23 protein-coding genes and 1 riboswitch are annotated in these 25,214 nt (G+C 51.4%); of the genes, 14 read left to right on the top strand and 9 right to left on the bottom strand.

Annotated features, from left to right (window positions below):
* Positions 1–81: 81 nt before the first annotated feature.
* The 9 genes from EKM91_RS01305 to rpsR all read left to right on the top strand — a co-directional run bounded on the left by EKM91_RS01305 (position 82) and on the right by rpsR (position 9,729).
* On the top strand, positions 82–1,371 hold the full coding sequence (locus EKM91_RS01305) for a hypothetical protein (RefSeq protein ID WP_125748529.1): 1,290 nt from the start codon (positions 82–84) through the stop codon (positions 1,369–1,371).
* A gap of 193 nt (positions 1,372–1,564) precedes the next feature.
* Positions 1,565–1,783, top strand: a complete 219-nt coding sequence (gene yaaA / locus EKM91_RS01300) for a S4 domain-containing protein YaaA (RefSeq protein ID WP_125748526.1) — start codon at positions 1,565–1,567, stop codon at positions 1,781–1,783.
* Positions 1,780–2,898, top strand: coding sequence for a DNA replication/repair protein RecF (gene recF, locus EKM91_RS01295; protein WP_125748523.1), 1,119 nt, complete (start codon positions 1,780–1,782; stop codon positions 2,896–2,898). Before yaaA ends, recF begins: the two co-directional genes overlap by 4 nt.
* Before the next feature lie 33 nt (positions 2,899–2,931).
* A complete protein-coding gene (gene gyrB, locus EKM91_RS01290) occupies positions 2,932–4,893 on the top strand; it encodes a DNA topoisomerase (ATP-hydrolyzing) subunit B (RefSeq protein WP_125748519.1) in 1,962 nt (653 codons plus the stop codon).
* Between the two features lie 73 nt (positions 4,894–4,966).
* Positions 4,967–7,567 carry a DNA gyrase subunit A gene (gene gyrA, locus EKM91_RS01285; RefSeq protein WP_125748516.1) on the top strand — a complete coding sequence of 867 codons (2,601 nt, stop codon included), beginning with the start codon at positions 4,967–4,969 and terminating at the stop codon, positions 7,565–7,567.
* Positions 7,568–7,645: 78 nt separating this feature from the next.
* Positions 7,646–8,332: an MgtC/SapB family protein gene (locus EKM91_RS01280; RefSeq protein WP_225419423.1), complete on the top strand. Its 687-nt coding sequence runs from the start codon at positions 7,646–7,648 to the stop codon at positions 8,330–8,332.
* A gap of 184 nt (positions 8,333–8,516) precedes the next feature.
* Positions 8,517–8,813 (top strand): 30S ribosomal protein S6, encoded by a 297-nt coding sequence (gene rpsF / locus EKM91_RS01275; RefSeq protein WP_125748513.1) that lies wholly within the window; start codon positions 8,517–8,519, stop codon positions 8,811–8,813.
* Positions 8,814–8,859: 46 nt separating this feature from the next.
* The gene (gene ssb / locus EKM91_RS01270) at positions 8,860–9,465 is read left to right on the top strand and encodes a single-stranded DNA-binding protein (protein WP_125748510.1); all 606 of its coding nucleotides are present in this window, start codon (positions 8,860–8,862) and stop codon (positions 9,463–9,465) included.
* A gap of 27 nt (positions 9,466–9,492) precedes the next feature.
* Positions 9,493–9,729, top strand: coding sequence for a 30S ribosomal protein S18 (gene rpsR, locus EKM91_RS01265; protein ID WP_057894633.1), 237 nt, complete (start codon positions 9,493–9,495; stop codon positions 9,727–9,729).
* Between the two features lie 245 nt (positions 9,730–9,974).
* On the opposite strand, the gene EKM91_RS01260 is transcribed toward rpsR, so the two are convergent.
* The 5 genes from EKM91_RS01260 to EKM91_RS01240 all read right to left on the bottom strand — a co-directional run bounded on the left by EKM91_RS01260 (position 9,975) and on the right by EKM91_RS01240 (position 15,301).
* Positions 9,975–11,438, bottom strand: a complete 1,464-nt coding sequence (locus EKM91_RS01260; protein WP_125748507.1) for a UDP-glucose--hexose-1-phosphate uridylyltransferase — start codon at positions 11,436–11,438, stop codon at positions 9,975–9,977.
* A complete protein-coding gene (galE, locus tag EKM91_RS01255) occupies positions 11,438–12,430 on the bottom strand; it encodes a UDP-glucose 4-epimerase GalE (RefSeq protein WP_125748504.1) in 993 nt (330 codons plus the stop codon). Before galE ends, EKM91_RS01260 begins: the two co-directional genes overlap by 1 nt.
* 38 nt (positions 12,431–12,468) lie before the next feature.
* A complete protein-coding gene (locus EKM91_RS01250) occupies positions 12,469–13,632 on the bottom strand; it encodes a galactokinase (protein ID WP_125748501.1) in 1,164 nt (387 codons plus the stop codon).
* Between the two features lie 18 nt (positions 13,633–13,650).
* Positions 13,651–14,640: a LacI family DNA-binding transcriptional regulator gene (locus tag EKM91_RS01245; RefSeq protein ID WP_125748498.1), complete on the bottom strand. Its 990-nt coding sequence runs from the start codon at positions 14,638–14,640 to the stop codon at positions 13,651–13,653.
* 193 nt (positions 14,641–14,833) lie between these two features.
* Positions 14,834–15,301 (bottom strand): Dps family protein, encoded by a 468-nt coding sequence (locus EKM91_RS01240; protein WP_125748495.1) that lies wholly within the window; start codon positions 15,299–15,301, stop codon positions 14,834–14,836.
* Positions 15,302–15,431: 130 nt separating this feature from the next.
* Between EKM91_RS01240 and EKM91_RS01235 the strand changes: the two genes are divergently transcribed.
* Positions 15,432–15,926 carry a TetR/AcrR family transcriptional regulator gene (locus EKM91_RS01235; protein WP_125748492.1) on the top strand — a complete coding sequence of 165 codons (495 nt, stop codon included), beginning with the start codon at positions 15,432–15,434 and terminating at the stop codon, positions 15,924–15,926.
* A gap of 23 nt (positions 15,927–15,949) precedes the next feature.
* On the opposite strand, the gene EKM91_RS01230 is transcribed toward EKM91_RS01235, so the two are convergent.
* Both EKM91_RS01230 and EKM91_RS01225 read right to left on the bottom strand, forming a co-directional pair.
* Positions 15,950–16,735, bottom strand: coding sequence for a sulfite exporter TauE/SafE family protein (locus EKM91_RS01230; RefSeq protein ID WP_225419422.1), 786 nt, complete (start codon positions 16,733–16,735; stop codon positions 15,950–15,952).
* An 85-nt stretch (positions 16,736–16,820) separates the two neighbouring features.
* Complete coding sequence (locus EKM91_RS01225) at positions 16,821–17,885, bottom strand: Mbeg1-like protein (RefSeq protein ID WP_125748489.1); 1,065 nt, start codon at positions 17,883–17,885, stop codon at positions 16,821–16,823.
* 90 nt (positions 17,886–17,975) lie between these two features.
* Positions 17,976–18,081: riboswitch (TPP riboswitch) on the top strand.
* Between the two features lie 75 nt (positions 18,082–18,156).
* Here EKM91_RS01225 and thiM point away from each other — a divergent pair.
* The 4 genes from thiM to thiE are packed head-to-tail and all read left to right on the top strand — an operon-like array spanning position 18,157 to position 21,580.
* Entirely contained in the window at positions 18,157–18,960 is an 804-nt protein-coding gene (gene thiM, locus EKM91_RS01220) for a hydroxyethylthiazole kinase (protein ID WP_164508407.1), read from the top strand.
* Between the two features lie 23 nt (positions 18,961–18,983).
* Positions 18,984–19,805 carry a bifunctional hydroxymethylpyrimidine kinase/phosphomethylpyrimidine kinase gene (thiD, locus tag EKM91_RS01215; RefSeq protein WP_125748483.1) on the top strand — a complete coding sequence of 274 codons (822 nt, stop codon included), beginning with the start codon at positions 18,984–18,986 and terminating at the stop codon, positions 19,803–19,805.
* Positions 19,795–20,958: a putative hydroxymethylpyrimidine transporter CytX gene (cytX, locus tag EKM91_RS01210; protein WP_125748479.1), complete on the top strand. Its 1,164-nt coding sequence runs from the start codon at positions 19,795–19,797 to the stop codon at positions 20,956–20,958. The genes thiD and cytX overlap by 11 nt, the downstream gene beginning before the upstream one ends.
* Entirely contained in the window at positions 20,933–21,580 is a 648-nt protein-coding gene (thiE, locus tag EKM91_RS01205) for a thiamine phosphate synthase (protein WP_125748476.1), read from the top strand. Before cytX ends, thiE begins: the two co-directional genes overlap by 26 nt.
* Before the next feature lie 47 nt (positions 21,581–21,627).
* Here thiE and EKM91_RS01200 read toward each other — a convergent pair whose 3' ends face one another.
* The gene (locus tag EKM91_RS01200; RefSeq protein ID WP_125748473.1) at positions 21,628–22,851 is read right to left on the bottom strand and encodes an MFS transporter; all 1,224 of its coding nucleotides are present in this window, start codon (positions 22,849–22,851) and stop codon (positions 21,628–21,630) included.
* 1,162 nt (positions 22,852–24,013) lie between these two features.
* Positions 24,014–25,165, bottom strand: coding sequence for an aminotransferase class I/II-fold pyridoxal phosphate-dependent enzyme (locus EKM91_RS01195; RefSeq protein WP_125748469.1), 1,152 nt, complete (start codon positions 25,163–25,165; stop codon positions 24,014–24,016).
* Positions 25,166–25,214: the final 49 nt, after the last annotated feature.

Genomic DNA, 25,214 nt, shown 5'->3' with positions numbered 1-25,214 from the left:
GCACCAAAAAAGCCACTTCACGGTGGCTTTTTTCTTTGCCTGCGAAATCTTTGGGTACAAAAACCCGAGGAGGCAGGCGTGATGAAACGATGGCGGCTGGTACTAATGGTGTGGTTAGGGTGGTTAGTGTGGCGTGGTCAGCCAGTTCATGCGCAAACTTTTGCTGGCTATGATCCCGTACAAGGCGGGATGATCTTTGATCCGCCAGAGGAGTTGTATGCGGCTGTCGGAGTGAAGACGCAAGGGCTGTTTATGTATTCCGGTCCTGGTTCAATACCGTTAACAGATCGGAAACAACAGGAAAGTCAAGACCAAATCGCTGTTTATGATGCCGCAAATCAGTTAGCATCAGTGACTTCAACCTTTAATCAAGGTGTGTATTCGTTCGTTCCTACTAAGCCAGGAGACTATCGTGTCGAGTTGCAGTTTACTTGGGGAGCAGTCGTTTATCGGGATTCGATCACCGTCCATGTCTTGGAATATTTGCCAACTGGCTTGCATGCAAATATTGATCAACACCATTTATTCAATAATGTTTTAACGCCTGTCGAGTGGATCGATCAAGCGGGTAGGCACTTCAGTATGCCAATTGTAACGCCAACAGTTAATGGTGCATCTTGGCCAGTCGGGCCATTTGCTTTTCCAAGTGGGACGAGTGCAACTCCTGTCACACGTGATATAACAATATTAGGTGCGGTTTTCTTACCTAATTATCAACCCGCAAGAGTATATTTTGGGCTGGCTGATGTCACCGTAAAAGCAGGTATGCCCTTAACGATCGATGCCGATTATTATCAGCCTAAGCCTGGGACGACGTTGACTTATTCCTGGCAATTCATAGCCAGTGCAAGCGGCAATCGGAGCCAAATTATTAGTAAGGTCCCGCAACTGGACGTCCCGGTCGCATGGCAGCAAGACGGCACACTGATGGTTAGGCTGGTTTATACCGATAACGAGACTGGTGCCGTGGTGACAATCTATAGCAACAACATCAAATATCACTATGAACCTGCGCCTAAACCAACCCTTTATAGCGGCACCTTACCGGCACAACACGTGTCGATCGCTGATCTGATCACCCAAGACGTTAAATTGCCGGCACTGCTGCCAGAGATCACCTTGCCAGCTGGAGATTGGCAGCTGACCATCGCGATCACAGCACCGACGACCACAGCAGGCGCCAAATTGGCTGCCGCATTGTTATTACCCGAAAGCCAAACCGTCACGCCGCAAGCGCCGATGACGATACGTCTGCAGGGACCACAAACGTATTCATTAACACAGACTGAATGGCTGTTGTATCGACAAGTGGATGCTTTGGCGGGGCATTATCAGGCAACTATCAGTTTCACGGCAATAATGGGTCCATAAAAAATGGCAAAATCGGCTGAATGCTCAAATTTGGCCTTTTTTTGGTTTTTAGAGGGTTTGACGTCTAGGGGACTGGTATCAGGTAAAAGTCCCTGAGAACGCCTAAAAATGCCTTAGCGCGTTGTGTTCCACGCGAAAAAACGGTATACTATATAGGTAGTATTAGACTAATCAGCAGGGGAGTGGGCAACAGATGGCAACAGTTACGATCACGACTGAATACATCACGCTAGGACAGTTATTAAAAGACGCCGGCGTGATCGATAGTGGTGGTGCCGCGAAGTGGTTTTTAGCCGAAAATCGGGTTTTAGTGAATGGTGAAGCCGATACGCGGCGGGGCCGCAAGTTACGAGTCGGAGATTCGGTAACGTTACCTGATGGCACGCAGGTCGCGGTTGCGCAAGCTGAATGAAGCTGGCACACCTGACGCTCAAAAATTATCGAAATTATGCGGCGGTGGACACCGATTTTTCTCCTCATATCAATATCTTGATCGGGGAGAATGCGCAAGGCAAGACCAATCTGCTGGAAGCGGTGTACGTGTTGGCGTTAGCGCGGAGCCATCGGACAAATAATGACAAAGAATTGATTCGCTTTGGCAGTGATTTTGCCCGGATCACAGGCCGCGTAACGCGTGAGACTGGCAGTAACCAGTTGGAGCTTGTGATCAGTACCCAAGGCAAAAAGGCACGCTACAACAAGCTTGAGCAGTCGAAATTGTCCACGTATGTTGGGCATTTCAATGTTGTGTTGTTTGCGCCAGAAGACTTAGCGATCGTCAAAGGCAGTCCTGCGAATCGGCGGCGTTTCATCGATATGGAATTTGGCCAGATGAGCGTGAAGTATTTGCAGACCTTAAGTGAATACCGATTTGCGCTCAAACAGCGCAACGCGTATCTGAAACAGCTCAAATATCATCAAGCCAAAGATATGGTCTTGCTGGATGTCTTAAGCGACCAACTGGCTGCTGCTGGTGCTGAAATCGTGGCGCGGCGCGCGGCGTTGTTGAAACAGATGGCTGAGTTTGCTGCTAAGATCCATACGGACATCACCAAAGGGCGCGAACAGTTGACCTTTCAATATCAAAGCCAAGTGCCTCAAGCGGCGCGCGAGGATGTTGAACAAGCTTACGCGGCAATGGGTGAGCTTTTGCAAAAGCATGCCCAGCGCGAACTGGAACAAGGCACGACGTTGGTAGGGCCGCATCGTGACGATGTGGCGTTTATCGTCAATGGCAAAAATGTGGCGAATTTTGGGAGCCAAGGCCAACAGCGCACCACCGCTTTGGCGGTGAAATTAGCCGAAATCGATTTGATGAAGGCCCAAACGGGTGAATACCCGGTATTGTTGCTTGATGATGTGTTATCTGAACTAGATGATGATCGGCAAACGCACTTGCTTAAAGCCATTCAAAATAAGGTCCAGACGTTTTTAACGACGACGAGCCTAGATGGCATCGCTCAAGAGATCATCGACACCCCAACGGTATTTCGAGTGGCCGATGGGCAATTAACTAAACAAGCGTGAGCTTAGGCTTGCGTGTTCAAGGAGGAACTATGCGTGACTGATAAAGAAGAGGCACAGTTAGAAGCCAAAGAAGAAAAAGCCGCTGAATATGATGCCAGCCAGATCCAAGTCTTAGAAGGCCTCGAAGCCGTGCGTAAGCGGCCAGGGATGTATATTGGCTCGACTAGCACCCAAGGTCTGCACCATTTGGTGTGGGAAATTATTGATAACGGGATCGATGAGGCTTTAGCTGGTTTTGCTTCGACGATCGACGTCACGGTAGAACCAGACAATTCGGTCACTGTGTTTGATGACGGCCGGGGGATCCCGGTAGATATCCAACGGCAAACCGGCTTGCCAGCGCTGGAAACAGTTTTCACCATCTTGCATGCGGGTGGGAAATTCGGCGGCGGCGGTTATAAAGTCTCTGGCGGGTTGCATGGGGTTGGGGCATCAGTAGTCAACGCTTTGTCAACCAGCTTGGATGTGACGGTCAGCCATGGCGGTAAATATTATTATATGGACTTCAGCCGCGGCAAGGTCAAAACCAAGATGAAAGTCATTGGTGAAGCGCCGGCACATGCGCATGGGACGAAGGTTCATTTTATCCCAGATCCGGATATCTTTACTGAAACCACCACCTATGATGACAAGATCTTAACGCAGCGGATCCGTGAGCTGGCCTTTTTGAACAAGGGCTTGAAGCTGACCTTTACCGATAAGCGGGCGGAAACTCATGAGAAGTTGGTTTTCCACTATGAAGGCGGCATCAAAGAATACGTGGCCTTCTTGGATAAAGGCAAGACCCCAGTCTTAGAAGAACCCATCTATGTTGAAGGACAAGCAAAAGGCATCACGGTTGAAGTGGCGTTGCAATATACCGATGACTACCACACAAACTTGATGACATTTGCCAACAATATCCATACCTACGAAGGTGGGACACATGAAACCGGCTTTAAGACAGCTTTGACACGGGTGATCAATGATTATGCCCATAAGTCAGGTCAGCTTAAAGATAATGATGAAAGCTTATCCGGTGAAGATGTGCGTGAAGGCATGACCGCTGTTGTTTCGGTCAAGCATCCCGATCCGCAGTTTGAAGGGCAAACCAAGACTAAGTTAGGCAATGCTGATGCTCGGACCGTCACTGATCGGACTTTTTCAGAACACTTTGCTAAATATTTGATGGAACACCCTGCCCAAGCGCGCCAAGTCGTTGACAAGGCATTGTTAGCCAGCAAAGCGCGCGCTGCTGCCAAGCGTGCACGGGAAGTGACCCGCAAGAAGTCTGGATTAGAGATTTCTAACTTGCCTGGTAAGTTAGCCGATAACTCCAGCAAGGACCCAGAGATTTCTGAATTGTTCATCGTCGAAGGGGATTCTGCCGGTGGTTCTGCGAAAACCGGCCGTTCACGGTTGACCCAAGCGATCTTACCGATTCGTGGGAAAATCTTGAACGTTGAAAAGGCCAGCATGGAACGGATCTTGGCCAATGAAGAAATTCGGACCTTGTTTACTGCGATGGGGACTGGTTTTGGCGAAGAATTTGACGTGAAAAAGGCTCGGTATCACAAGTTGATCATCATGACTGATGCCGATGTCGATGGCGCCCATATCCGGACACTATTGTTGACCTTGATCTATCGTTATATGCGGCCATTGTTGGAAGCGGGCTTCGTTTATATCGCGCAACCACCTTTGTATCGGGTGCGCCAAGGGAAGATGATGCGCTATATCGATTCTGATGAAGAGCTGCAAGAAGTTTTAGGCAGCTTGCAGCCGAGTCCTAAACCTGAGATTCAGCGGTACAAAGGGCTTGGTGAAATGGACGCCTCACAATTGTGGGACACGACGATGGATCCAGACAAGCGGCGACTGTTGCGGGTATCGCCTGAAGATGCGGAACAAGCAGACAACATTTTTGATATGTTGATGGGCGATAAAGTCGAACCGCGCCGCAAATTTATCGAAGACAACGCTGTCTACGTCGACGCCAAAAACATCGATGCTTAAATCCACACAGCGCAGCAAGCCGCATTTAGGGGTAAGTGCAGCATAGAATTTTTTGAAGGGAGCAATACCGTCAATGGATGATCGCCAAGAGAGCCGTATTACGAATGTGAATCTGGCTCAAACGATGAAGACATCGTTCCTCGAATACGCGATGAGCGTGATCGTGGCGCGGGCTTTGCCTGATGTACGCGATGGCCTCAAGCCGGTGCAACGCCGGATCTTATATGGGATGAATGAACTGGGGGTCACCCCAGAAAAACCATATAAAAAATCTGCCCGTATCGTTGGGGATGTGATGGGGAAATACCACCCACACGGGGATTCTTCGATTTACGAAGGCATGGTGCGAATGGCGCAAGACTTCTCTTATCGTTACATGCTCGTCGACGGGCACGGGAACTTTGGCTCTGTCGATGGTGATGGGGCGGCCGCGATGCGGTACACCGAAGCCCGTATGAGCAAGATCACGATGGAGATGTTGCGCGACATCAACAAAGATACCATCGATTATCAAGACAACTATGATGGCACCGAAAAAGAACCGGTCGTGTTGCCGGCGCGTTTTCCTAACCTGTTAGTTAATGGTGCCACAGGGATCGCCGTGGGGATGACCACCAATATTCCCCCGCATAACCTTTCAGAAGTGATCTCGGCACTGCATATTTTGATGGATAATCCAGAAGCCACGACGGCCGACTTGATGACGGCGCTGCCAGGCCCAGATTTTCCTACTGGCGCGTTAGTGCTGGGCAAGTCTGGGATCCGGCGCGCTTATGAAACCGGTAAGGGGACCATCACCGTCCGGGCTAAAACCGAGATCGTGACTGAAAAATCCGGTAAAGAACGGATCATTGTTAACGAGATTCCCTATATGGTCAACAAAGCCAAGCTGGTTGAGCGGATCGCTGAATTAGCCCGGGAAAAGAAGATCGAAGGGATCACCGATCTTAACGACGAATCTGATCGCGATGGGATGCGGATCACGATCGATATCCGCCGTGATATGTCTGCCAGCGTGGTCTTGAATAATTTATTCAAGTTGACGCCGCTGCAGACCGGCTTTTCGTTCAATATGGTTGCCATCGTTAATGGTGCGCCTAAGACCTTGAGCTTAAAGGCGATCTTGCAATATTATTTGCAGCATCAAGAGCAAGTGATCCGGCGGCGGACGCAATTCGAGTTGAAAAAAGCCCAAGCCCGCGAACATATCTTGGAAGGCTTGAAGATCGCCTTGGATCATATCGACGCGATCATCAATATCATTCGTTCAAGTGAAACGGGTGATAAGGCTAAAGTGGTTTTGATGGACAAGTATGACTTGTCTGATAAGCAAAGCCAAGCTATTTTGGACATGCGGCTGGTGCGTCTGACTGGTTTGGAACGCGATAAAGTCGAAAATGAATTAGGCGATATCCGCACTGCCATTGCCGACTACAAGGATATTTTGGCCAAGCCAGAACGTGTTCACCAGATTATTTATGATGAATTGTTGGATATTCAACGCAAATTCGGGGACAAGCGGCGCACCGAGCTGCTGGTTGGCGAAGACTTGAATATTGAAGACGAAGACTTGATCGAAGAAGAAACCGTGGTGATCACCTTAACCCACAACGGTTACGTCAAGCGCTTGCCGGCTGATGAATTCAAGACGCAAAACCGTGGCGGCCGCGGGATCCAAGGAACCGGCGTGCATGATGATGATTTCGTGGAGCATTTGATCTCCACATCGACGCATGACGTGTTGTTATTCTTCACGAATTCCGGCAAGGTTTATCGCGCGAAGGGTTATGAGATCCCAGAATATGGGCGGACGGCAAAGGGCATTCCGATCATTAATTTGTTAGGGGTCGACAATAACGAAAAAGTCCAAACGGTGATCAACGTCCATCACGATGATGACGAAGTCGACAGCAAGTACTTGTTCTTCGTGACCAAACATGGGGTCGTCAAGCGGACGCCAGTCAGTGAGTTCCTCAATATTCGCAAGAATGGGCTCATCGCGTTGAACATGAAAGATGAAGACGAACTCAGTCGGGTGATCTTGACTAGCGGTGACGATACGATGCTGATCGGGACCCATAGCGGCTATTCTGTGACCTTCAAGGAAGCCGATGTGCGCAGCATGGGTCGCAGTGCCACCGGGGTACGCGGTATTCGCCTGCGCGAAGGCGACTATGTTGTTGGCGCAGATGTGTTGACTCCAGATGCTGAAGTCTTCGTAGTTTCGGAAAAAGGTTATGGTAAGCGCACTGCAGCGGCAGAATATCCGATCAAAGGCCGCGGCGGTAAAGGGATCAAGACGGCTAATGTCACCGAAAAGAACGGTCCATTGGCAATCGTTACCACCGTCTTAGGTGATGAAGACATCATGGCAGTAACGGATGCCGGGGTCATGATCCGCTTTAACATCGAAAATGTCTCTCAAACTGGTCGGGCCACCTTAGGCGTACGCTTGATGCGAGTCGATGAAGGCACTAAGGTCGTCACGGTCGCTAAACTAGCCCAAACGCCAGATCCAGAAGATGCCGATGCCACAGCAACAACGCCTGCTAACGGCGCTGGTGAGGCCTCAGTCGGCGGCGAATCACCAGCAGGGGACGCGGATGCGCAAGTCGATGAATTACTGCGACGCGCACAAGCGGATCAACCTGATGACGATGATGACGCCCAATAGTACTGTGGAAACAGCCAAGGCCTGCCTTGGCTGTTTTTCGTTTTAAAAAGGAGTGAGCAAGAAACGTTTAAATTAAGTTTGTTAGAAATCGTCGGGCGCTTGGCTTTGGCGATTTTAGTAGCGGCAGTGATCGGGTATGATCGCGAACATAAGAACCGGCCGGCAGGGATGAAGACCCATGTCTTAGTTTGTTTAGGGGCATGCATCATTGCGTTGGTTCAAAAAGAGATCGGCTTTAACGCGTTGAATACCGCGATGCAATATCCCAAGCTCAATGGTGTCTTGCGCGCTGATGATGCGCGGTTGATCGCTCAAGTCGTTTCGGGCATTGGGTTTTTAGGGGCTGGGACGATCATGGTCCAGCATCGCACCGTGCGCGGGTTAACGACTGCCGCCAGCTTATGGGCGGTAGCGGGTCTAGGCTTAGCGATCGGCATGGGAGATTATGATATTGCGGTGCCAAGTACCGTAGCGATCATTTTGGTGTTGGTTTTCTTGAAGCGTATCGTGCACGTTAATGCCATGAAGCGCATTGAGATCAAGTACCGGCATAAGTTAGAAACGAAGCAGTTCATCCAGGACTATTTTGAGACCCATCATGTCGAAGTCAATGACGTCAACTTCCGTGTGACCCAAAATGCGGATGAATCGATTTACGTCAATATTTATGAGATCTCCGTCCCCAGGGATCTAAATCTTCCTGACATCATTGAAGATATCTCGCTGAATAAAAATATCATGCAGATCCAAACTGTCAGCTTGTAAGGCGGAAAAAGCGGTCAGTTATCCGTAATCTTTTGATTGTCGCACTAAGACAGCGTCGATAGCAGTTGAGTTATTGCTTGGGGTATGATAGAATTCTAGTTTGTGAGTATATGGCCGTCTCGGCCATCGACTCCTTGCCAGCGGGTGACCGTTGGCCAAAGTCCATAAGGAGGTGAATCGTCAAATGGCTGAAACCAAGTATGAAATTACCTACATCATCCGTCCTGATATGGATGAAGAAGGCAAAGCAGCGTTGGTCGAACGTTTTGACAATATTTTAAAGGATAATGGTGCTACCATCATTGATTCTAAGGATTGGCAAAAGCGTAAGTTCGCATATGAAATCGCTAAGTATACTGAAGGAACGTATCACATTGTGAACGTTACTGCAGAAAACGATGCTGCGATCAATGAATTCGACCGCTTATCTAAGATCTCTGGCGACATGTTGCGTCACATGATCGTTAAGCGCGAAGACTAATTCGTATCAAGCGAAAGCATTCGCTTTATAGAGGGGAGCTAGAGGGATGATCAATAGTGTATCTTTAACGGGCCGCTTAACGCGGGATGTCGAGTTGCGCTATACCCAAAGCGGTACCGCTGTTGGGTCGTTCACAATTGCCGTTGATCGACAATTTACGAACGCTCAAGGGCAACGCGAAACGGACTTCATTAACTGTGTGATCTGGCGTAAGAGTGCTGAGAATCTCAGTAATTTTACGCGCAAAGGTTCGATGATCGGCGTAATGGGCCATTTACAGGTCCGGAACTATGAAAACAACCAAGGCCAACGGGTTTACGTGACCGAAGTTGTCGTTGAAAACTTTGCCTTGCTGGAATCACGTGCAGTTACGGAAGCACGTCCACAGGAACCAGCATCTGGGAACAATCAAAACTTCGGCGGCCAAAACAATTTTGGCGGACAACAACCGGCGTCTGCGAATAATTTTGGTGGGAATCAAAACTCCGCCCCGCAGCCATCATCTAGTAACGGCGGCAGCGACAACAATGCGGCTGGCAACAACAGTCAACCGTCCTTTGGCGCTGGCAATAACGCCGCGAATAATAATAACGATCCGTTTGCTAATAACGGCCAACCGATCGATATTTCAGATGATGACTTACCATTCTAAAGAATCCAGTGAAAAGGAGTGACATTCATGGCACAACAACGCCGTGGTGGCCGTCGTCGTCGCAAAGTCGACTTCATCGCCGCTAACCATATCGAATATATCGATTACAAAGACACAAACTTGTTGGAACGCTTCGTCTCCGAACGTGGTAAGATCTTACCTCGTCGTGTGACTGGCACCAGCGCCAAGAACCAACGTAAGTTGACCATTGCGATCAAGCGCGCCCGGATCATGGGCTTGCTGCCTTTCGTTGCGGAAGACTAAGCATCCGGTTCAAAAGACTCGCCTTTAGGCGGGTCTTTTTTTGCTTTGCACAAAAAACCACCCATTTCTGGGTGGCAAAAGGGTAGGGTCAAACTTAGGGGGTGGCAAGCTAGCTTGCCTGGCTAATGATAAAGCGGGGTAGAAATAAGGGGGTAACTCATTTCTATAAAGGTAATATTACCGTCAGGATGTGAAGAAAAGATGCCGGTGAGCCGACGATTTTGTCACGCGCTAATAAAGCCACCCTATAGTGCCGCACAAAAGCGGGCAAATGCGGCTTGGCCGGCGGGAGTTTGCTTGAAGACGCCAGCATCTTCAAGGACGCGCGCAAAGACTTGGCCGACCGCTTGATGAAGCTGTTGTTCGGCATTGGCTTTTGTCCAAGTATATTGGTGCTTGAGCTGTTTTGCCCAAGGCTGATGGATCGCGGCGATGTGGTTCGGCTGTGCGAGCAAATACTTGCGCACCTCGGCGAGTTCAGTGCGTAAGCGCGCCGGCAAGATCGCCAAGCCCATGACTTCGATCAAGCCGATATTTTCTTTTTTGATGTGTTGGACGTCTTGATGCGGATGGAAGATACCATCAGGGTATTGCGCTGAAGTTTGATTGTCGCGCAAGACCAAGTCAAGCTGATAGTCGTGGCCAACCCGCCGCGCGATCGGCGTAACGGTGTGATGCGGCGTTTTATCTGCCGCGTAAGCGCGAATGTCAACGCTTGAGTCATCATAGTCTGCCCAGACTGCGCGGATGTGCTCGGCTGCTTGCGCCAGTGCGACGCGGTCAGAACTCGTCAGGCGCAAGACGCTCATCGGCCAGTGGACGATGCCTGCTCGCACTTGGGCATAACCCGGTAATGCGATCGCTTGTTGCACATTGGCTTTGGCCATGGCAAAAAGATGGCGGCCGCCTTGGTAATGCTCATGGGCTAGCATTGAACCGCCAACGATCGGCAGATCTGCATTGGAGCCAACGAAATAATGTGGGAACAACGTCACCAGATCCAATAAGTTGGTGAACGTTTGGGCATTGATATGCATCGGTTCATGGATCGAATCTAAAAAAATCGCGTGCTCGTTGAAGTAAGCATAAGGGGAGTATTGAAATCCCCAAGTCTTGCCTGCCAAGGAGAAGCGAATGATGCGATGATTGGCGCGCGCAGGGTAATCAAGCCGCCCGGTGTAACCTTCGTTTTCAAGGCAAAGCTGGCAAGCGGGATAACCGCTTTGCGGCACTTTGGCGGCTTGGGCGATCGCTTTGGGATCTTTTTCCGGCTTAGAAAGATTGATCGTGATCTCCAAGTCGCCATACGTTGTCGGCGTGGTAAAGCCGATATTTTTGGCGATCGCCCGGGTTTGAATATAGTTAGTCGCTTGCGACAAGGCGAAAAACCAGTCTGTGGCGGTTTGAGGTGATGCTTGGTAAAGCTGCCAAAAATGGGCGTTGGCTTGACTCGGCAAGGGGGTGCCAAGGGCCATCAATTCTGCTTCCAGAATTTGGCGCGCAGGGCCTAAGTCGGCACAAACGCCGTGATCGACTGCTGATTGGATCAAAGCGTCTAAATTCGCCAAGGGGGTGCTTTTAGCCGGTAAGTCATAAGCAGCATCGCCGACCAATGCTAAGACGCGGTTGGTCAAGTAGACGCGATCCATTGGGGTTAAAGCTGAATTAAGTGTCAAGCAATAATCAACATGGGACAAAACAGCGTTCACTACCGGTCACCATACCCTTCTGGATGGCTCCGATGCCAGTTCCAAGCGGTTTTGATCACGGCTTCAACATCATCAAAATGCGGTTGCCACCCTAAGACCTTGCGCGCTTTATCACTGGCAGCAATCAAGGTGCTTGGATCGCCTGGCCGCCTTGGCCCGATCTTGGCGGGGATCGCTTCGCCGGTCACTTGGCGCGCCGCATGCAAAATTTCAAGATTGGAAAATCCGGTCGCTGAGCCAAGGTTGAAGGCATCAGAAGGATTGCCGGCTTGCAGGTATTGCATCGCCAAAATATGCGCATCGGCTAAATCGACCACATGCACATAATCGCGGACATTGGTGCCATCTTTGGTCGGATAGTCATCGCCAAAGATCTGTAAATTATCCCGGGTGCCAGCGGCGGCTTGTAAAATGATCGGGATCAAATGCGTTTCCGGATGATGATCTTCGCCGATAGTCCCATCTGGCATCGCACCAGCCACGTTGAAGTAGCGCAAGGCGACGAAATGAATGCCATAAGCTTGATCGGCCCACTTGATGATCTTTTCCATGGCTAATTTCGATTCCCCGTAAGGATTCGTCGGGATCTGCGGATCATCTTCGTGGATCGGCACTTGTTGGGGTTCGCCATAAGTGGCAGCAGTTGAGGAAAAGACGATCTTATCAATACCAAATTGTTTCATCGCTTCCAACAGCGTGATCATGCCCCCGGTATTGTTATCGAAATATTTCAAGGGATCTTGCATCGATTCAGGGACGATGGAAAAAGCGGCAAAGTGAATGATCCCAGTCACTTTTTCTTGGGTAAAGACTTGGCTCAAAAATTGATAGTCGCGAATATCGCCTTGATAAAACCGCGCTTTACTGGCGACGGCTTGGCGATGGCCAGTGATCAAGTTATCAAGCACGATCACATCTTCACCAGCTTTTACGAGTTGGGCAACAGTATGTGAGCCGATATACCCGGCCCCGCCGAGAACAGCAATTGTCATGGCTTAACTTCCTTTCAAAATAGGGGGATGTTTGGGGTTTAGAGTTGTTTGGGACCGTCGGCGATTTCTGCGACATAAAAGTCTGCCGCATAGCCGATGGTTTTGGCATAAATGGCCCCGACAGCCGCTTTGACAGCCGGCACGGCGGCTTTTTCGACGATCGCGATGGCGCAGCCGCCAAACCCAGCCCCAGTCATACGGGCGCCTAAAACGCCTGGCTGCTGTAAGGCAGATTGGACCAAGGTATCCAGCTCTTTGCCGGTGACTTCATAATCATACGCCAAGCTTACCCCAGAAGCGGAAACGAGATGGGAAAAGGTGGTTAAGTCACCTGCTTTTAAAGCCGTGACGGCTTGCAAGGTGCGCTGGTTTTCTAAGACTGCATGGCGGGCGCGCCGAATCAAGGTGGCATCATAAATCAAGTAACTATATTGATCGAAGGTTTGCGCATCCAGATCGCCTAGCGTGCGGATATCGAGTTGAGTTTGCAGCCGTGCCAAGGCGGCTTCGCATTCACTGCGGCGTTCGTTATATTTGGAGTCGGTCAATTCGCGCCGCTTGTTGGTGTTCATGATCAAGATCACGTGCTCGCCTAACGCGATCGGTACAGACTCATAAGCTAGCGTATTGGTATCCATGAAGGTGGCATGGTCAACTTGGCCCATGCCAATCGCAAACTGATCCATGATCCCTGAGTTGACGCCGATATACTCATTTTCAACGTTTTGGCCAAACTTGATCAAGTCTAAGCGGCTAAAACCTAAATCAAAAGTGGTATTCAAAATCGTGCCAGCCAGCAACTCCAACGATGCTGAAGACGATAACCCGGCCCCATTAGGCAGATCACCTTGGATATACACATCTAAGCCATGCCCAAATTGCGCCCCATGCCGTTGCAGGATCTGGGCCATACCTTGAAAATAATCACTCCAGCGGCCTGATTTGGCGTGCGCTAAGGCGGTCAAAGGAAGCGTGATCACACCAGCAGCGGCAAAATTAGCCGAATACAGGCGCAATGCCGCTTGTTCATTGCTGGCGATCGCGGCATAAGTCCCCAGACTGATGGCACAAGGGAAAACATGGCCGCCATTGTAATCGGTGTGTTCACCGATCAAGTTGATGCGGCCAGGCGCAAAGAAGGTCGCGGTGGCCGCATGGCCGAATTGATGGGCGAAACCGCTCAATAAGATTTGTTTGTCCATAATATCCTCCTGATCAAATTAGCTTTGACGTAAGACTAAGGTGCTGGCAAGCGTCAGTTTTAGCGGTTGGGTATAGGAGTTGGCCAGCAAGGTCCCTAATAGTTGGACCGCCGCTTGGCCCATTTCTGCCGTGGCCACATGGACCGTACTTAAAGCCGGCGTCAAATAGCGGCCGACAGCCAAGTCATTGAAGCCGATCACCCGAATTTGCTCAGGCACCTTGAGGCCATGTTCTTGTAATGCCTTGATCGCGCCGATCGCCATGGTGTCGTTGGCAATGAACCAAGCGGTGGGAAACTTTGCTTGGGGGATGGTCGTCAGTGCTTGCTTCATGGTGGTATAGCCGCTTTCGGTGGTGAACTCGCCGGTCATGATCTCCGGACGCTTGCCGCCAGCAGCGACCACCGCGCTGGTAAATAAGAGGGGGCGTAAATCGCGCAACACCTCGCCATCGCTGGTGCTTTCTTGGCCGGCAAGCATGCCGATACGCTGATGTTTTTCAGCGATAAAATATTGGGCGATCGCTTGCAGCGGCGTGGCAAAGTCTGGAACCACACAAGTCACACCGGCGCTTAAGACATCTTGATCGATCACCACAAGGGGGACTTTCAAGGTTTTAAAAGCCGTTAATTGGGCTTGACTGTATTTCCCTAAAGCAATGGCGCCGTTGATGGTTTGCTTTTGTGGCCAAGGATCACCAGGAAAGACCCGCAACAACGTGAAACCGGCTTGGGCCAGCTGATTTTCAACGCCCCAGCGGATCGCGCGGTAGTATAGATCAGTGGTTTCATCCGCTTGCGTATGCCACGCAAACAACGCAATGGTACCTGCCGGCGGGGTGGTTAGCCGTTGATGTTTGGTGTAATTCAAGGCTTCAGCTGCCGCAAAGATCCGCTCACGCGTTGCGGTACTAACGGATAATGTGGTATCGCCATTCAAGACGCGAGACACCGTCGCGATCGAGACGTCTGCTTGATGCGCAATGTCTTTTAGTGTCGCGATCGTCATCACCTCCAAAGTTTTCACCGCTAGTTTACCATAGGTATCCAGAAAAGTTTACTAAAAAGCACTAAAATTTTACTTACCTGTCAAGACCCGCCTGAACCCCTGGCTGCCAAGCGCTGCCAAAAAGCCCCAGCCTCAGATTCGTTGGAATCTGAGGCTGGGGCTTGAAGCTGATCGGCGTTAAGCGGATTTTAGCTTAAGCATCGATTTCTGGGGCGTGGCCACGTTGGGCTTGAAGCATCCAGATACGTTTTTCGATGGCGGTGTGAAACCCAGTGAAGATGTCTTGCGTGGAATCGTCGCCTTCTTCACCAGCGACCGTGATGCCTTTTGCATACACGCCTTGCAGATAGCGATAAGCAGATGCCAAGCGCGCGAAACGTTCTGGAGTGGTCATGCCATAATCACCAGATTCGGATTTGATCCCGGTGTGTTGAGCAAATTCTTCCAGCGTCGAATAAGGGGCGCCGTCTAGGGTGATCAAGCGCTCAGAGATCACGTCCAGCTGGTCATTGATCTCTGCCATATAGTCGTCCATCAAGGGATGTAAAAATAGGAATTCTGGACCGCGCATATACCAATGAGTTTGGTGGATCACCGTCGCCATTTGGCTCAGATCGGCGACGAGTTGGTTCAAAATGGTCTTAGTTTCAGAATATTTCATCACGTATTCCTCCCTTGCCGAAGGATCTTCGGCGGCCTTTGACTAACTACCCATCAAGTATAGCAGGTCGCATTCGAGCATAGCAAAATTGACGCTTTGCGGGTAGACTAAAGGGCAAGGGAGTGATGATATGACAGATTTAAGAACGCGGCGGACGACGGCTGCGATCGATCGCACGATGTACCACCTCATTGCTGAACACGAGCTGACCACGGCATCCGTTGCGCGGATCTGTCGTGAAGCGGGAATCACGCGCTCGACATTTTACCAATATTATTTAGACAAAGCCGACTGGTTGGGCCGGCAGGTCGGCTATTATTTGGTTGCCGTGACGCAGTGCTCCTTAACCGATGACTTACAGCCGATCGTCTTACAGTTGCAGCCAGAGGCTAAAAAGGTGCTGGCATTATTGACGCTGCATCATCCTGCCGGAGACCTCAGTCAAGAGTGGCTGACGTATTTTGCCCAAGCCTTCATGACCCAAACGCCTAAAGCGTCGCCTTATCAAGCAGGCTTATATGCGGCTGCCGCCGTGCAAACGATCACCTGGCAATTACAACATGGCAGCGATGAAACGGCGGTCACGCTATTTGAAGCGGTCGTCAACACAATTAAAAACCACTAGTTATCATACGGTTTGTATGATAACTAGTGGCAAAAATCCCAAACTGTTTTAGCAAAGAAGATGGTCAACACCAATAAGATCAATGGACGTGCCCCGCGACCGCCAAAACGCTTAAAATAGCGCGTGCCCAGATGGTTGCCTAAAATCGAAAAGCAGCCTGCTGACAGGCCTAATAGCAGATAAACTTTGCCATTACACAAAAAGACCACTAAACTGGTCAAATTTGTGGTGAGGTTGATCACCTTTGTTGTGCCGGCTGCGGTGTTTAGCGGCAAGCGGGCGATGCCGGTTAAGGCCAACAGTAAAAACGTCCCGGCGCCAGGGCCGTAAAACCCATCATAAGCGCCTAGCAACAAAGCGATCGCCCCAACTGCCAAGCCTGCTTTAAGCGGCGGCAGTGCGACGGCGCTTGGCGCAGTCAACGCGGTCCGGTGGAGGAGTAAATAAAGCGCAGTCAGCGGCAATATCGCCAACAGCAGCAGGCGGAAAAAATGATCCGAAAGGTGCAAGGCGAGGTTGGAGCCGATATTGGCCCCAAGCATCGCCATAACCACTGCAACGATCGCCAGCTTGATGCGAATATAGCCGCTGCGGGCAAATTCTGCTGTGGCTACTAAGGTCCCCATACCAGAAGAAAGTTTATTCGTCCCGATGGCCATGTGGGCAGGGATGCCGGTCATTAAATAAGCCGGCAAAGAGATCAAACCGCCACCGCCAGCGATCGCATCGACGAACCCAGCTAGGCCGACGAGGGGACAAACAATCATAAAAGTCAACCAGGTCATCACAACATCTTCTTTACTCGACATATTGGCATTATGCTTTTTAGCGTAGCGCGCGCAGAAAGCGAATACAAGTGTTTGTGACAGGTAAAGTGACACACTTTTTATCGGGCTAATGATGCGGGCTTGTTTCACGTGGAACCTGACGGCGCCAAGCAGTCGTGATCAAGGCGTGTAACAAGGCGTTCAAGACAGCACGCCAAGCGGCATGGTCAGCTGCTTGCGTCTGACGCAAACCAGTCAGCAATGCTTTAGTCGTGGTCAGCGGGGTGCGCCGCAACTCGGCGAAGCTTTCTTTTTGGGTGGCGGTGATCACGGCATAAGCGGCATTTAACGCTTGTTGTTTCGTGGCATCATCCAGACTCGCCAGCCAGTTGGCGAGCATTTTTTGCAGCTGTTGAGAGGAGCGGTCAGTGGCAGATAAATAAACAAAGTCTGTTTGGTGAGTTTGCCAGGTAAACAGATCATGCTGCCGGATGCCGGATGCCTGGCTGGCCACGACGCCAAAATCTTGGGTAGGGTCTAAGATCATGCCGATCAATGAATTTTGCGGTACAAGTTTGAGGTAATGCCCGTTCATCGGCAAGGGCTGTTGCAGGCCAGGACCATCAAAGTTATAAGCCATGCGGATTTTTGGCTGCAAGGCCGCTTTAGCATGCACGGCGGCGTAGGTTGCCAAGGTACCGCCTTTGGAGTGGCCGCCGAGGTAGTATTCACCAGGGTACGCTGCGGCGATGTCGGTAAAATAGCGGCTGGCTGCGGTTTGTGACGGGATCGCGGTGAGGAAGGTCATGTTGAAGTCTTCCTTCCAATCGACAAACGTGGCACGCGTGCCGCGAAAGCTTAAGTAATATAATTCAGGCGCCAATTGCCAAGTGATCGCTGAAAATGCTTGTTCTTGTGCCGGATCGTTCAACGCGACTGGGGCTAACCATGCAACTTGGCGATAGCGGCGACAGGTAGTGACTTGCGCCAACAAGCGGCGATTGTCGGCTTGTGCCCAAGTGCCAGCTGCCAGTGCCGTTTGTTGCTGCGGGGATAAGCTGGCCAGCTGGCCGCTGCCGTGCAGTGGGCAATAAGCAAGCTGCGCCAAAATCGCCGCGTCTACGATAGTCAAGGGCCGACTGGAAAAGGGCCGGTCCCCATATTGGGCTAAATAATCGAGTAAATTTGCCATTTGCTTGCCTCCAGTCAATTTTAAGCACGTTGATGTAAATCGTTTTCACTACGGCTTGGGATGTGTTATCATGAGGTCAACTTAATACTCATTGTACACTAGGGGTGTTCCCATAGGAGCTGAGATGCGCATGATCGGCGCGATCCCTTCGAACCTGTAAGTTCAAACTTGCGTAGGAAAGTGTCGCTTTTTTTGGTAAGCGTCGCGGACTCTCGCGGCGCTTATTTGCGTCTAGGGACCGCTTAGTGTGCGTGGTGAAGGAGTGATAGAGTTGGATACTGAACTTTTTGCCCGCTTACGGGCGCAACAGCCGCTGGTGGTGAATTATGCTAATTTTGTGACGCCGCAGTTTGTGGCTAATGGGCTGAATGCATTAGGGGCGTCACCGATCATGACCTTAGCGCAAGAAGAAGCCAGTGAATTAATGACTCCGGCCAATGCGCTAGTCTTGAATCTTGGCACGATCAACGCATCTGATATGCCCATGGTACTGGCATTGGCCAAGGCCGCAACAAAATTTGCCAAGCCGATCATTTTAGACCCGGTAGCAGTCGGCGCTACGGCCTTTCGAGCAGCGGCGGCCAAGCGTCTATTAGGCGATTATCCGATCGCGGTGATCCGCGGCAATGCCAGTGAAATCGCCTTTTTGGCAGGGATCAAAACCCAGGCCAAAGGTATCGATGCTGGGGCCAATGCGACTAGCCCGGCCACGCTGGCGCAACGGTGTGCCGAACGTTATAACTGTACCGTCGTGGTCAGCGGGAAAGTGGATATCATCGCCCAAGGCCACAACCTGGCGACTGTGTATAATGAAACATCGCTGTTACCAGCGGTTGTCGGTTCCGGGGATCTTTTGTCTGCGATCATTGGGGCCTATGCTGGGATCGCCGAAGATCCATTTGATGCGGCATTGCTTGGGGCAGTGACGTTAGGCGTCGCTGGTGAAGCGGCTGCGGCGCATTTGGAAGCGACGCAAGGCGGAACGTTTGCGTCGGTGCTATTGGATCGCTTAGCGGCTTTGGATGTGGAACAACTCAACACCCAAGCGCGTTATGAAGAAGCCCGCAGAGCTTAGCCAATCGAATAAGAGGTGCAAAGATGACAGAAGAACAATTTCCCCAAGCGTTGTCGATCGCAGGCTCGGATAGCGGTGGCGGCGCAGGAATGCAAGCTGATTTAAAGACGATCCAGTCTCGCCATGTCTTTGCCGCGACCGTATTAGTGGCGATCACCGCGCAAAACACGCTTGGCGTTCAACAATCGCTAGCGTTACCAACGGCGATGATCGATGCGCAGTTCGCGTCGTTAGCCGCTGATTTACAGATCCGCGCGTGCAAAACCGGCATGTTAGCTGATGTGGCGACGGTCAAAGCGGTGGTCAACAACCTCAAGCGGTATGATTTTGGCCCATTGACGGTGGATCCGGTGATGATTGCTAAAGGCGGGGCGCCTTTGTTGACAGAAGACGCGATCGCCGTGGTGCGAGATGAGTTATTGCCGCTGGCGACTTTGGTCACCCCGAATTTACCTGAAGCAGAAAAATTGAGCGGCTTAACGATCACAGATCAAGCGGCGATGCGCACTGCAGCCAAACGCCTGCAAGCACTCGGAGCGCAAAATGTGATCGTCAAAGGCGGGCATTTGACCCACGCCGATAGTGCCAATGATTATGTTTTATTAGCTGACGGCAGTGATTTTTGGCTGCCGGCGCGGCGCGTGGACACTGTGCGCACGCACGGCACCGGAGACACCTTATCCGCATGCATTACGGCTGAATTGGCGAAGGGGCGCTCACTGCCAAGTGCGATCCGGACAGGTAAAGCGTATGTGGAAAAAGCGATCACTGACGGTATCTTGGTCGGTCATGGTCATGGCCCGTTGAATCACTGGGCGTACCCGGAGGATCGTGATGAAGACTAGTGTTGGCGACAACGCCTTATTGTGGTTTGGAGCCGCGATCTCATTGGCTGAGATCTTATCCGGGACTTTATTTGCGCCATTAGGGTTGGCCAAAGGCTTGCTGGCCATTGTGTTGGGCCATGTGATCGGTGGGCTGTTGATGTTTGGCTGCGGGGTGATCGGCGCAACGACAGGATTACCTGCAATGGCGACGACTGCGTTGACTTTTGGTCAAAACGGCAGCCGCTGGTTTGCCGGTTTGAATGTGCTGCAACTGTTAGGGTGGACGGCGGTGATGGTTTTAACCGGTGCGCAGGCTTGCCAAGTGTTCTTGCCGGTATCGTTAGGGTTTTGGGCAGTGGTGATCGGTGCGATCACCGTGGTGTGGCTGGCGATCGGGTTGCAAGAGCTTGGCCGAATGAACCAAGTGGCGATGCTGGCGTTATTGATCGCTGGACTTTACTTAACGGGAAAATTTTTGATGCAGCCGGCACACCCTGCAGCCAGCGGTGCGTTGAGTTTTGGTGCGGCAATTGAATTGGCGATCGCGATGCCGCTGTCTTGGCTGCCGTTGATCGCGGATTATACGAGTCAAGCACAGGCGCCGCAAAAAGCCAATGCCGTCAGTGTTGGGGTGTATAACTTAACCAGTATTTGGATGTTTGGCATCGGGTTAGTCGGGGCGATGATCACTGGACAAACCGCCATCGCCGGCTTGATGCAAGGGTTTGGCCTCGGGATCGTGGCTTTGATCGTGATCATCTTATCGACGATCACCACCACGTTTTTAGATGTTTATTCAGCAGGGGTCAGTGCGGCATTGCTGTTAGGCCAGTCGCTCCGTTGGCTGGCGATCGCAGTGACGGTGTTAGGGACGCTGGTGGCGGTGTTTGTGCCGCAAAGTGCGTATGCCGACTTTTTATACTGGATCTCGTCGATTTTCGTGCCGCTGGCGGTAGTGCAGATCGTGGCGTTTTTTCTTGGCCAGCGCGCGCATGGCCACTGGGATTGGCCCAATCTCGGCTTATGGGCCGTCGGGGTCGCCTTGTACCGCGTCTTTTTGGCCCATGAGACGCCGGTGGGCAGTACGCTCCCGGTAGTCGTGATCATGGCGATCTTGACTTTGCTCGTGAATTGGAGGCGACAACATGCCAAATTTGACCCAACAGCTTAAGTTATATGCGGTCACGGATCGCCATTGGTTAGCCGGCCGCACATTAGTTGATTGTGTCACCAAAGCGCTTGCTGGCGGGGTCTCAATGGTCCAGTTGCGAGAAAAACACATGGCCCAAGCAGACTTTATCGCAGAAGCTTGCGCCATCAAAAAAGTGTGTCAGACTTTTCAAGTCCCATTTTTGATCAATGATGATCTGGCAGTCGCGCAAGCGGTGGATGCTGATGGGATCCATGTTGGGCAAGCGGACTTAGACGCGGCTGCGATCAAAGCGCAATGGGGACCAAACAAGATCGTCGGGGTCTCAGCTCAAACTGTTGCCCAAGCCCAAGCGGCTCAAGCTGCAGGCGCAGACTATCTAGGTGTCGGCGCAGTGTTTCCGACGGCCACCAAAACCGATGCCGTCTCAGTGTCGATCGCGACTTTGCAAGCGATCACGGCAGCGGTGACGATCCCAGTGGTAGCTATTGGCGGCATTCACGCTGAAAACTTATTGCAGTTGCAACATACCGGGATCGTTGGGGTGGCATTGGTATCAGAGCTCTTTGATCAAGCTGACATTCAGACCCATGCGGCCCAATTAGCGCAATTATCGGCGCAATTATCCCCTAAGGCGTTTTAGCCGCAAAAATAGCCCTGCCAAAATTTTGGCAGGGTTATTTTTTAGGTTCAAGCGCGATCGGTCCGCGCCAATAACTGCGGTTCTGCAAAGCGTAAGACTAAGAAGTTGATCAAGAGCAACATCGCAGTGGAAATGAAAACCACGTTATAATCAAACCACCCGGCTAAAGCACCACCGATCAAGGCACCGAACATATTGCCTAAGGCCTGGAAGCTTTGATTCCAAGAAAAGATCGCGCTGGTCACTTCCGGTGGGGTGTTTTTGGTTAATAAGGTCTGGATCGTCGGGAATAAACCAGCGTCAGAAACGCCGACTAACAGCCGCAAGATCCCCAGTCCTAAGATACTGCCAATGAAACCTTGGGGGAAGTAGACGACTACCGCGAATAAGTAACAGCCGATCAATACGCGGCCAGAGCCATGCTTGTCGCCATAACGACCAAGCCGAGGCGCCGCTAAAATATTGGAGATCCCAGGGAGCGCGGCGATCACGCCGGCAACCACGGTGATCGCACCGTGGTTGTGCATCAATTCCTTGATGTATAAGCTGATGATCGGCGAAATCGACGCATTCCCAGTTTGGACGATCATGGTCGAACACAATAAGATGATGATCAACTTCGGATCGGCAATTTTATCCAACAAACGCTGTTTGGGAGCGTCGGGATTTTTTTGGATCGGGATAAAGGACTCTTGAACCATAAAGGCGGACATCAAACAAACGACGGTCAACAAGCCTGCAGTAATGAAAAAGGTATTGCGGATCGAGAAGACTTGCGCTAAAAAGCCGCCGACGATCGGACCGAATAACATCCCTGAAGTCGATCCAGTCACTAAAGTCCCCAAGGCGACCCCGGCATTTTTTCTTGGCGTCTGAGACGCGACTAAAGCTTGAGCGTTAGGAATATAGCCGGAAAAGAAGCCTTGGAAAAAACGACAAGCAAATAATTCCCAAACATTGGTCGATAGGCCCATCAACAGCATCGCTACTGCGATCCCAAGACTCGCTCGGATCAGCATCACCTTGCGCCCCGTGCGGTCGGCTAAGTTGCCCCATAACGGAGAAACGATCGCGGTGATCAAGAACGTGACCGCATAGATCGCGCCGCTCCAAAACGTCAATTGCTGCTTGCTGAAGTCGCCCATTTCACCAACGTATAAGGATAAAAACGGCATAATCTCGCTAAAGGCGATACCGGCGACAAATGTACAAAACCATAGCACATATAAGTTCCGCTTCCACGGGCCTTTTGCCCGAGTTGCGTCATCCATCAGATTCGCCTCCTAGTAATTTCCATATCCTACTATTATGGCACGCTTGTCAACCTCAGTTAATAGTCTAGGGACCAAAAAGGTTGCCATAGTCGCGTTAAAGCCTGATGGATAGGCGTTTTTTTGCCAGCATTTTTTCAAGTGGGGCATTGTCGCTTTCATTCTCACTAGCGCATATAGGATCAGTTTTCATAGCTGATCGCGCAAGCTGTGAAAGCAGCGGATCGTTCAACGCAGTAAGCGGGGTGAAGGGACGAAATGCACTTACCTACACCCCCAAAACCGCGATTCGTCACGCTTTGACTAAACGCGCTCACCCAGGCAACGGGGGTGCGTGCTAATGGTCGGTCGTCCGCCGGCTGCGCCGACTGCCGCCACGCCCGATTAGCCGAACCCCTAAGTGCGCCTTGGGTCACACTCTGATCTAAAAGCGCTCCTAATCGCAACGGGGTCGCAGGTAAGTCATCCCGGTCACGCCGCGTGCCGCGACGCACCCAGGCTGCCTTACCCACACCCCTAAAAGCGCGATTAGTCACGCTCTCACATAAACGCGCTCCTAATCGCAACGGTGAGGCGTCTCAAACATCGCGCCGTGCTCCGGCTGCGCCGAAACCCGCCACGCTGCTTGAGACACTCACCTAAAACCGCGATTAGTCACGCTCTCACGACAAAGACACGTCCAGTGTGTGCTGACGTGTCTCGGGCGATTCCTTTAGGTGCAAGGCGCGGTTGCCGGACCGCGGTTTGTTGGGATACGATGCCTGAGTTTGCGCTCAGGGCTTGGCCGTTGCGGACCTCTTAGCAGGTTTGATCCTGCTTTGAGGGTGGTACGCCAGTGTCTCGCCCTTGCCCGAGTCTTTCCAGGCCATCTTCGGGATGTACCCCTTAGCGTGTGTGAGGCCCAGGTTGCCCCGGCTGGCTGCCCCACTGTCGATGTCTGGGAAAACTTATGGAGTGCGCACCACCATACCCAGCCACATGATCGTTCGATCAAGATACCATCTTTTCCCACAGATGTAAACCACTTTGCTTACTTTTACAAAGTTTTTACAAACCTGTGGGGATAGGAATGCCGATGAAAATGGAACCAGACTTTTCCATTAATAATATAATATATATATATGCTGTTTTTGATCGCTGCAAGTTATCCAGGCCTAGACGGTTAATGGGTAGCAACGTAATGGCGCAGTCGCGTGATGGCAGCGTGTAATTGTGCGTCGCTGGCCGCATAGCTCAAGCGGACATAGCCTTCGCCTGCTTGGCCAAAGGCGGAGCCGGGAATGAGTGCTAAATGATCAGCATGTGCCAAGTCGGTACAAAATGCAGCACTATCAGCGGCAAAGCGTGCAGGCAGTTTGGCAAAGAGATAAAACGCCCCTTCAGGCGCAATGGCGCTAAAGCCGATCTCCGCGAGGGCCTTCAGGAGGAAATCTCGGCGTTGTTGGTAGATCACGCGCATCTTCGCACCATCATCTGCCCCGTTCACCAGCGCTTCGATCCCAGCCCGCTGGGCGATGGTCGTGGCTGCAGTGACGGTGTATTGATGGATCTTCTTCAAGGCTTGTGTGATCGGTGCAGGAGCTAATAAGAAGCCGATGCGCCAGCCGGTCATGGCGTGGGATTTGGATAATCCGGAAATGATCACCGTGCGATCACGAGCGAAGCGCGCGATCGATACGTGTGCTTGGCCATAAGTTAATTCCGCATAGATCTCATCCGCTAAGATAAACAGGTCATGACGGGCACAAGCGCTGGCCAAAAGGCGCAACGCCTCTTCACGATAGGTAATGCCGGTAGGATTATTGGGATAGTTCAAAATGATCCCGGTGATGTGTGCTTCAGGGTGGGCAGCGATCGCTTGGTCGATCATTGCAGGCGTCAAACTGAAGTCGTTAGCACGAGTGTCAATGATGATCGGAGTCACTTGATGCAGGGTCAACAAGGGAATATAGCCTGGATAAACAGGAGCCGGGACCAAAACAGCATCTCCAGGAGCGCATAGTCCTTGCAACGCAATGGCGATCGCTTCAGTTGCGCCGACAGTCACCAAGATCTCGTCAGCCGGATCATAAGTTAGGTTATATTTGCTTTGCCAAGTGGCCGCTACAGCAGCGCGCAACTCGGGATCGCCGGCGTTGGCAGTGTAATGGGAAAAATCAGCTTGGATCGCTTCGATCGCGGCTAACTTGATATGTTCAGGGGTATTGAAGTCAGGTTCGCCAAGGGTCAAGCGAACCATGTCAGGGATCCCGTTGACGGCGTCATTGAAACGCCGGATCCCACTGATGGCAATTTGATTCAAAGCTGGGTTCATAGGCCGCTCCTTTGGATTGTGATTGCATTTAGTTTGGCTTTTGCTGCTA

This window comes from Lacticaseibacillus baoqingensis, assembly GCF_003946165.1.
GTDB classification, from domain to species: domain Bacteria; phylum Bacillota; class Bacilli; order Lactobacillales; family Lactobacillaceae; genus Lacticaseibacillus; species Lacticaseibacillus baoqingensis.
Note: the sequence above shows the minus strand (reverse complement) of the source record. Positions and strands in the feature narration are given on the sequence as shown.

Coding starts and splice junctions, on each gene's coding strand:
- EKM91_RS01305 (WP_125748529.1), top strand. CDS start 82: ATGAAACGATGGCGGCTGGTACTAATGGTGTGGTTAGGGTGGTTAGTG.
- yaaA (WP_125748526.1), top strand. CDS start 1,565: ATGGCAACAGTTACGATCACGACTGAATACATCACGCTAGGACAGTTA.
- recF (WP_125748523.1), top strand. CDS start 1,780: ATGAAGCTGGCACACCTGACGCTCAAAAATTATCGAAATTATGCGGCG.
- gyrA (WP_125748516.1), top strand. CDS start 4,967: ATGGATGATCGCCAAGAGAGCCGTATTACGAATGTGAATCTGGCTCAA.
- rpsF (WP_125748513.1), top strand. CDS start 8,517: ATGGCTGAAACCAAGTATGAAATTACCTACATCATCCGTCCTGATATG.
- ssb (WP_125748510.1), top strand. CDS start 8,860: ATGATCAATAGTGTATCTTTAACGGGCCGCTTAACGCGGGATGTCGAG.
- rpsR (WP_057894633.1), top strand. CDS start 9,493: ATGGCACAACAACGCCGTGGTGGCCGTCGTCGTCGCAAAGTCGACTTC.
- galE (WP_125748504.1), bottom strand. CDS start 12,430: ATGACAATTGCTGTTCTCGGCGGGGCCGGGTATATCGGCTCACATACT.
- EKM91_RS01250 (WP_125748501.1), bottom strand. CDS start 13,632: ATGGACAAACAAATCTTATTGAGCGGTTTCGCCCATCAATTCGGCCAT.
- EKM91_RS01245 (WP_125748498.1), bottom strand. CDS start 14,640: ATGACGATCGCGACACTAAAAGACATTGCGCATCAAGCAGACGTCTCG.
- EKM91_RS01240 (WP_125748495.1), bottom strand. CDS start 15,301: ATGAAATATTCTGAAACTAAGACCATTTTGAACCAACTCGTCGCCGAT.
- EKM91_RS01235 (WP_125748492.1), top strand. CDS start 15,432: ATGACAGATTTAAGAACGCGGCGGACGACGGCTGCGATCGATCGCACG.
- EKM91_RS01230 (WP_225419422.1), bottom strand. CDS start 16,735: ATGTCGAGTAAAGAAGATGTTGTGATGACCTGGTTGACTTTTATGATT.
- EKM91_RS01225 (WP_125748489.1), bottom strand. CDS start 17,885: ATGGCAAATTTACTCGATTATTTAGCCCAATATGGGGACCGGCCCTTT.
- thiD (WP_125748483.1), top strand. CDS start 18,984: ATGACAGAAGAACAATTTCCCCAAGCGTTGTCGATCGCAGGCTCGGAT.
- cytX (WP_125748479.1), top strand. CDS start 19,795: ATGAAGACTAGTGTTGGCGACAACGCCTTATTGTGGTTTGGAGCCGCG.
- thiE (WP_125748476.1), top strand. CDS start 20,933: ATGCCAAATTTGACCCAACAGCTTAAGTTATATGCGGTCACGGATCGC.
- EKM91_RS01200 (WP_125748473.1), bottom strand. CDS start 22,851: ATGGATGACGCAACTCGGGCAAAAGGCCCGTGGAAGCGGAACTTATAT.
- EKM91_RS01195 (WP_125748469.1), bottom strand. CDS start 25,165: ATGAACCCAGCTTTGAATCAAATTGCCATCAGTGGGATCCGGCGTTTC.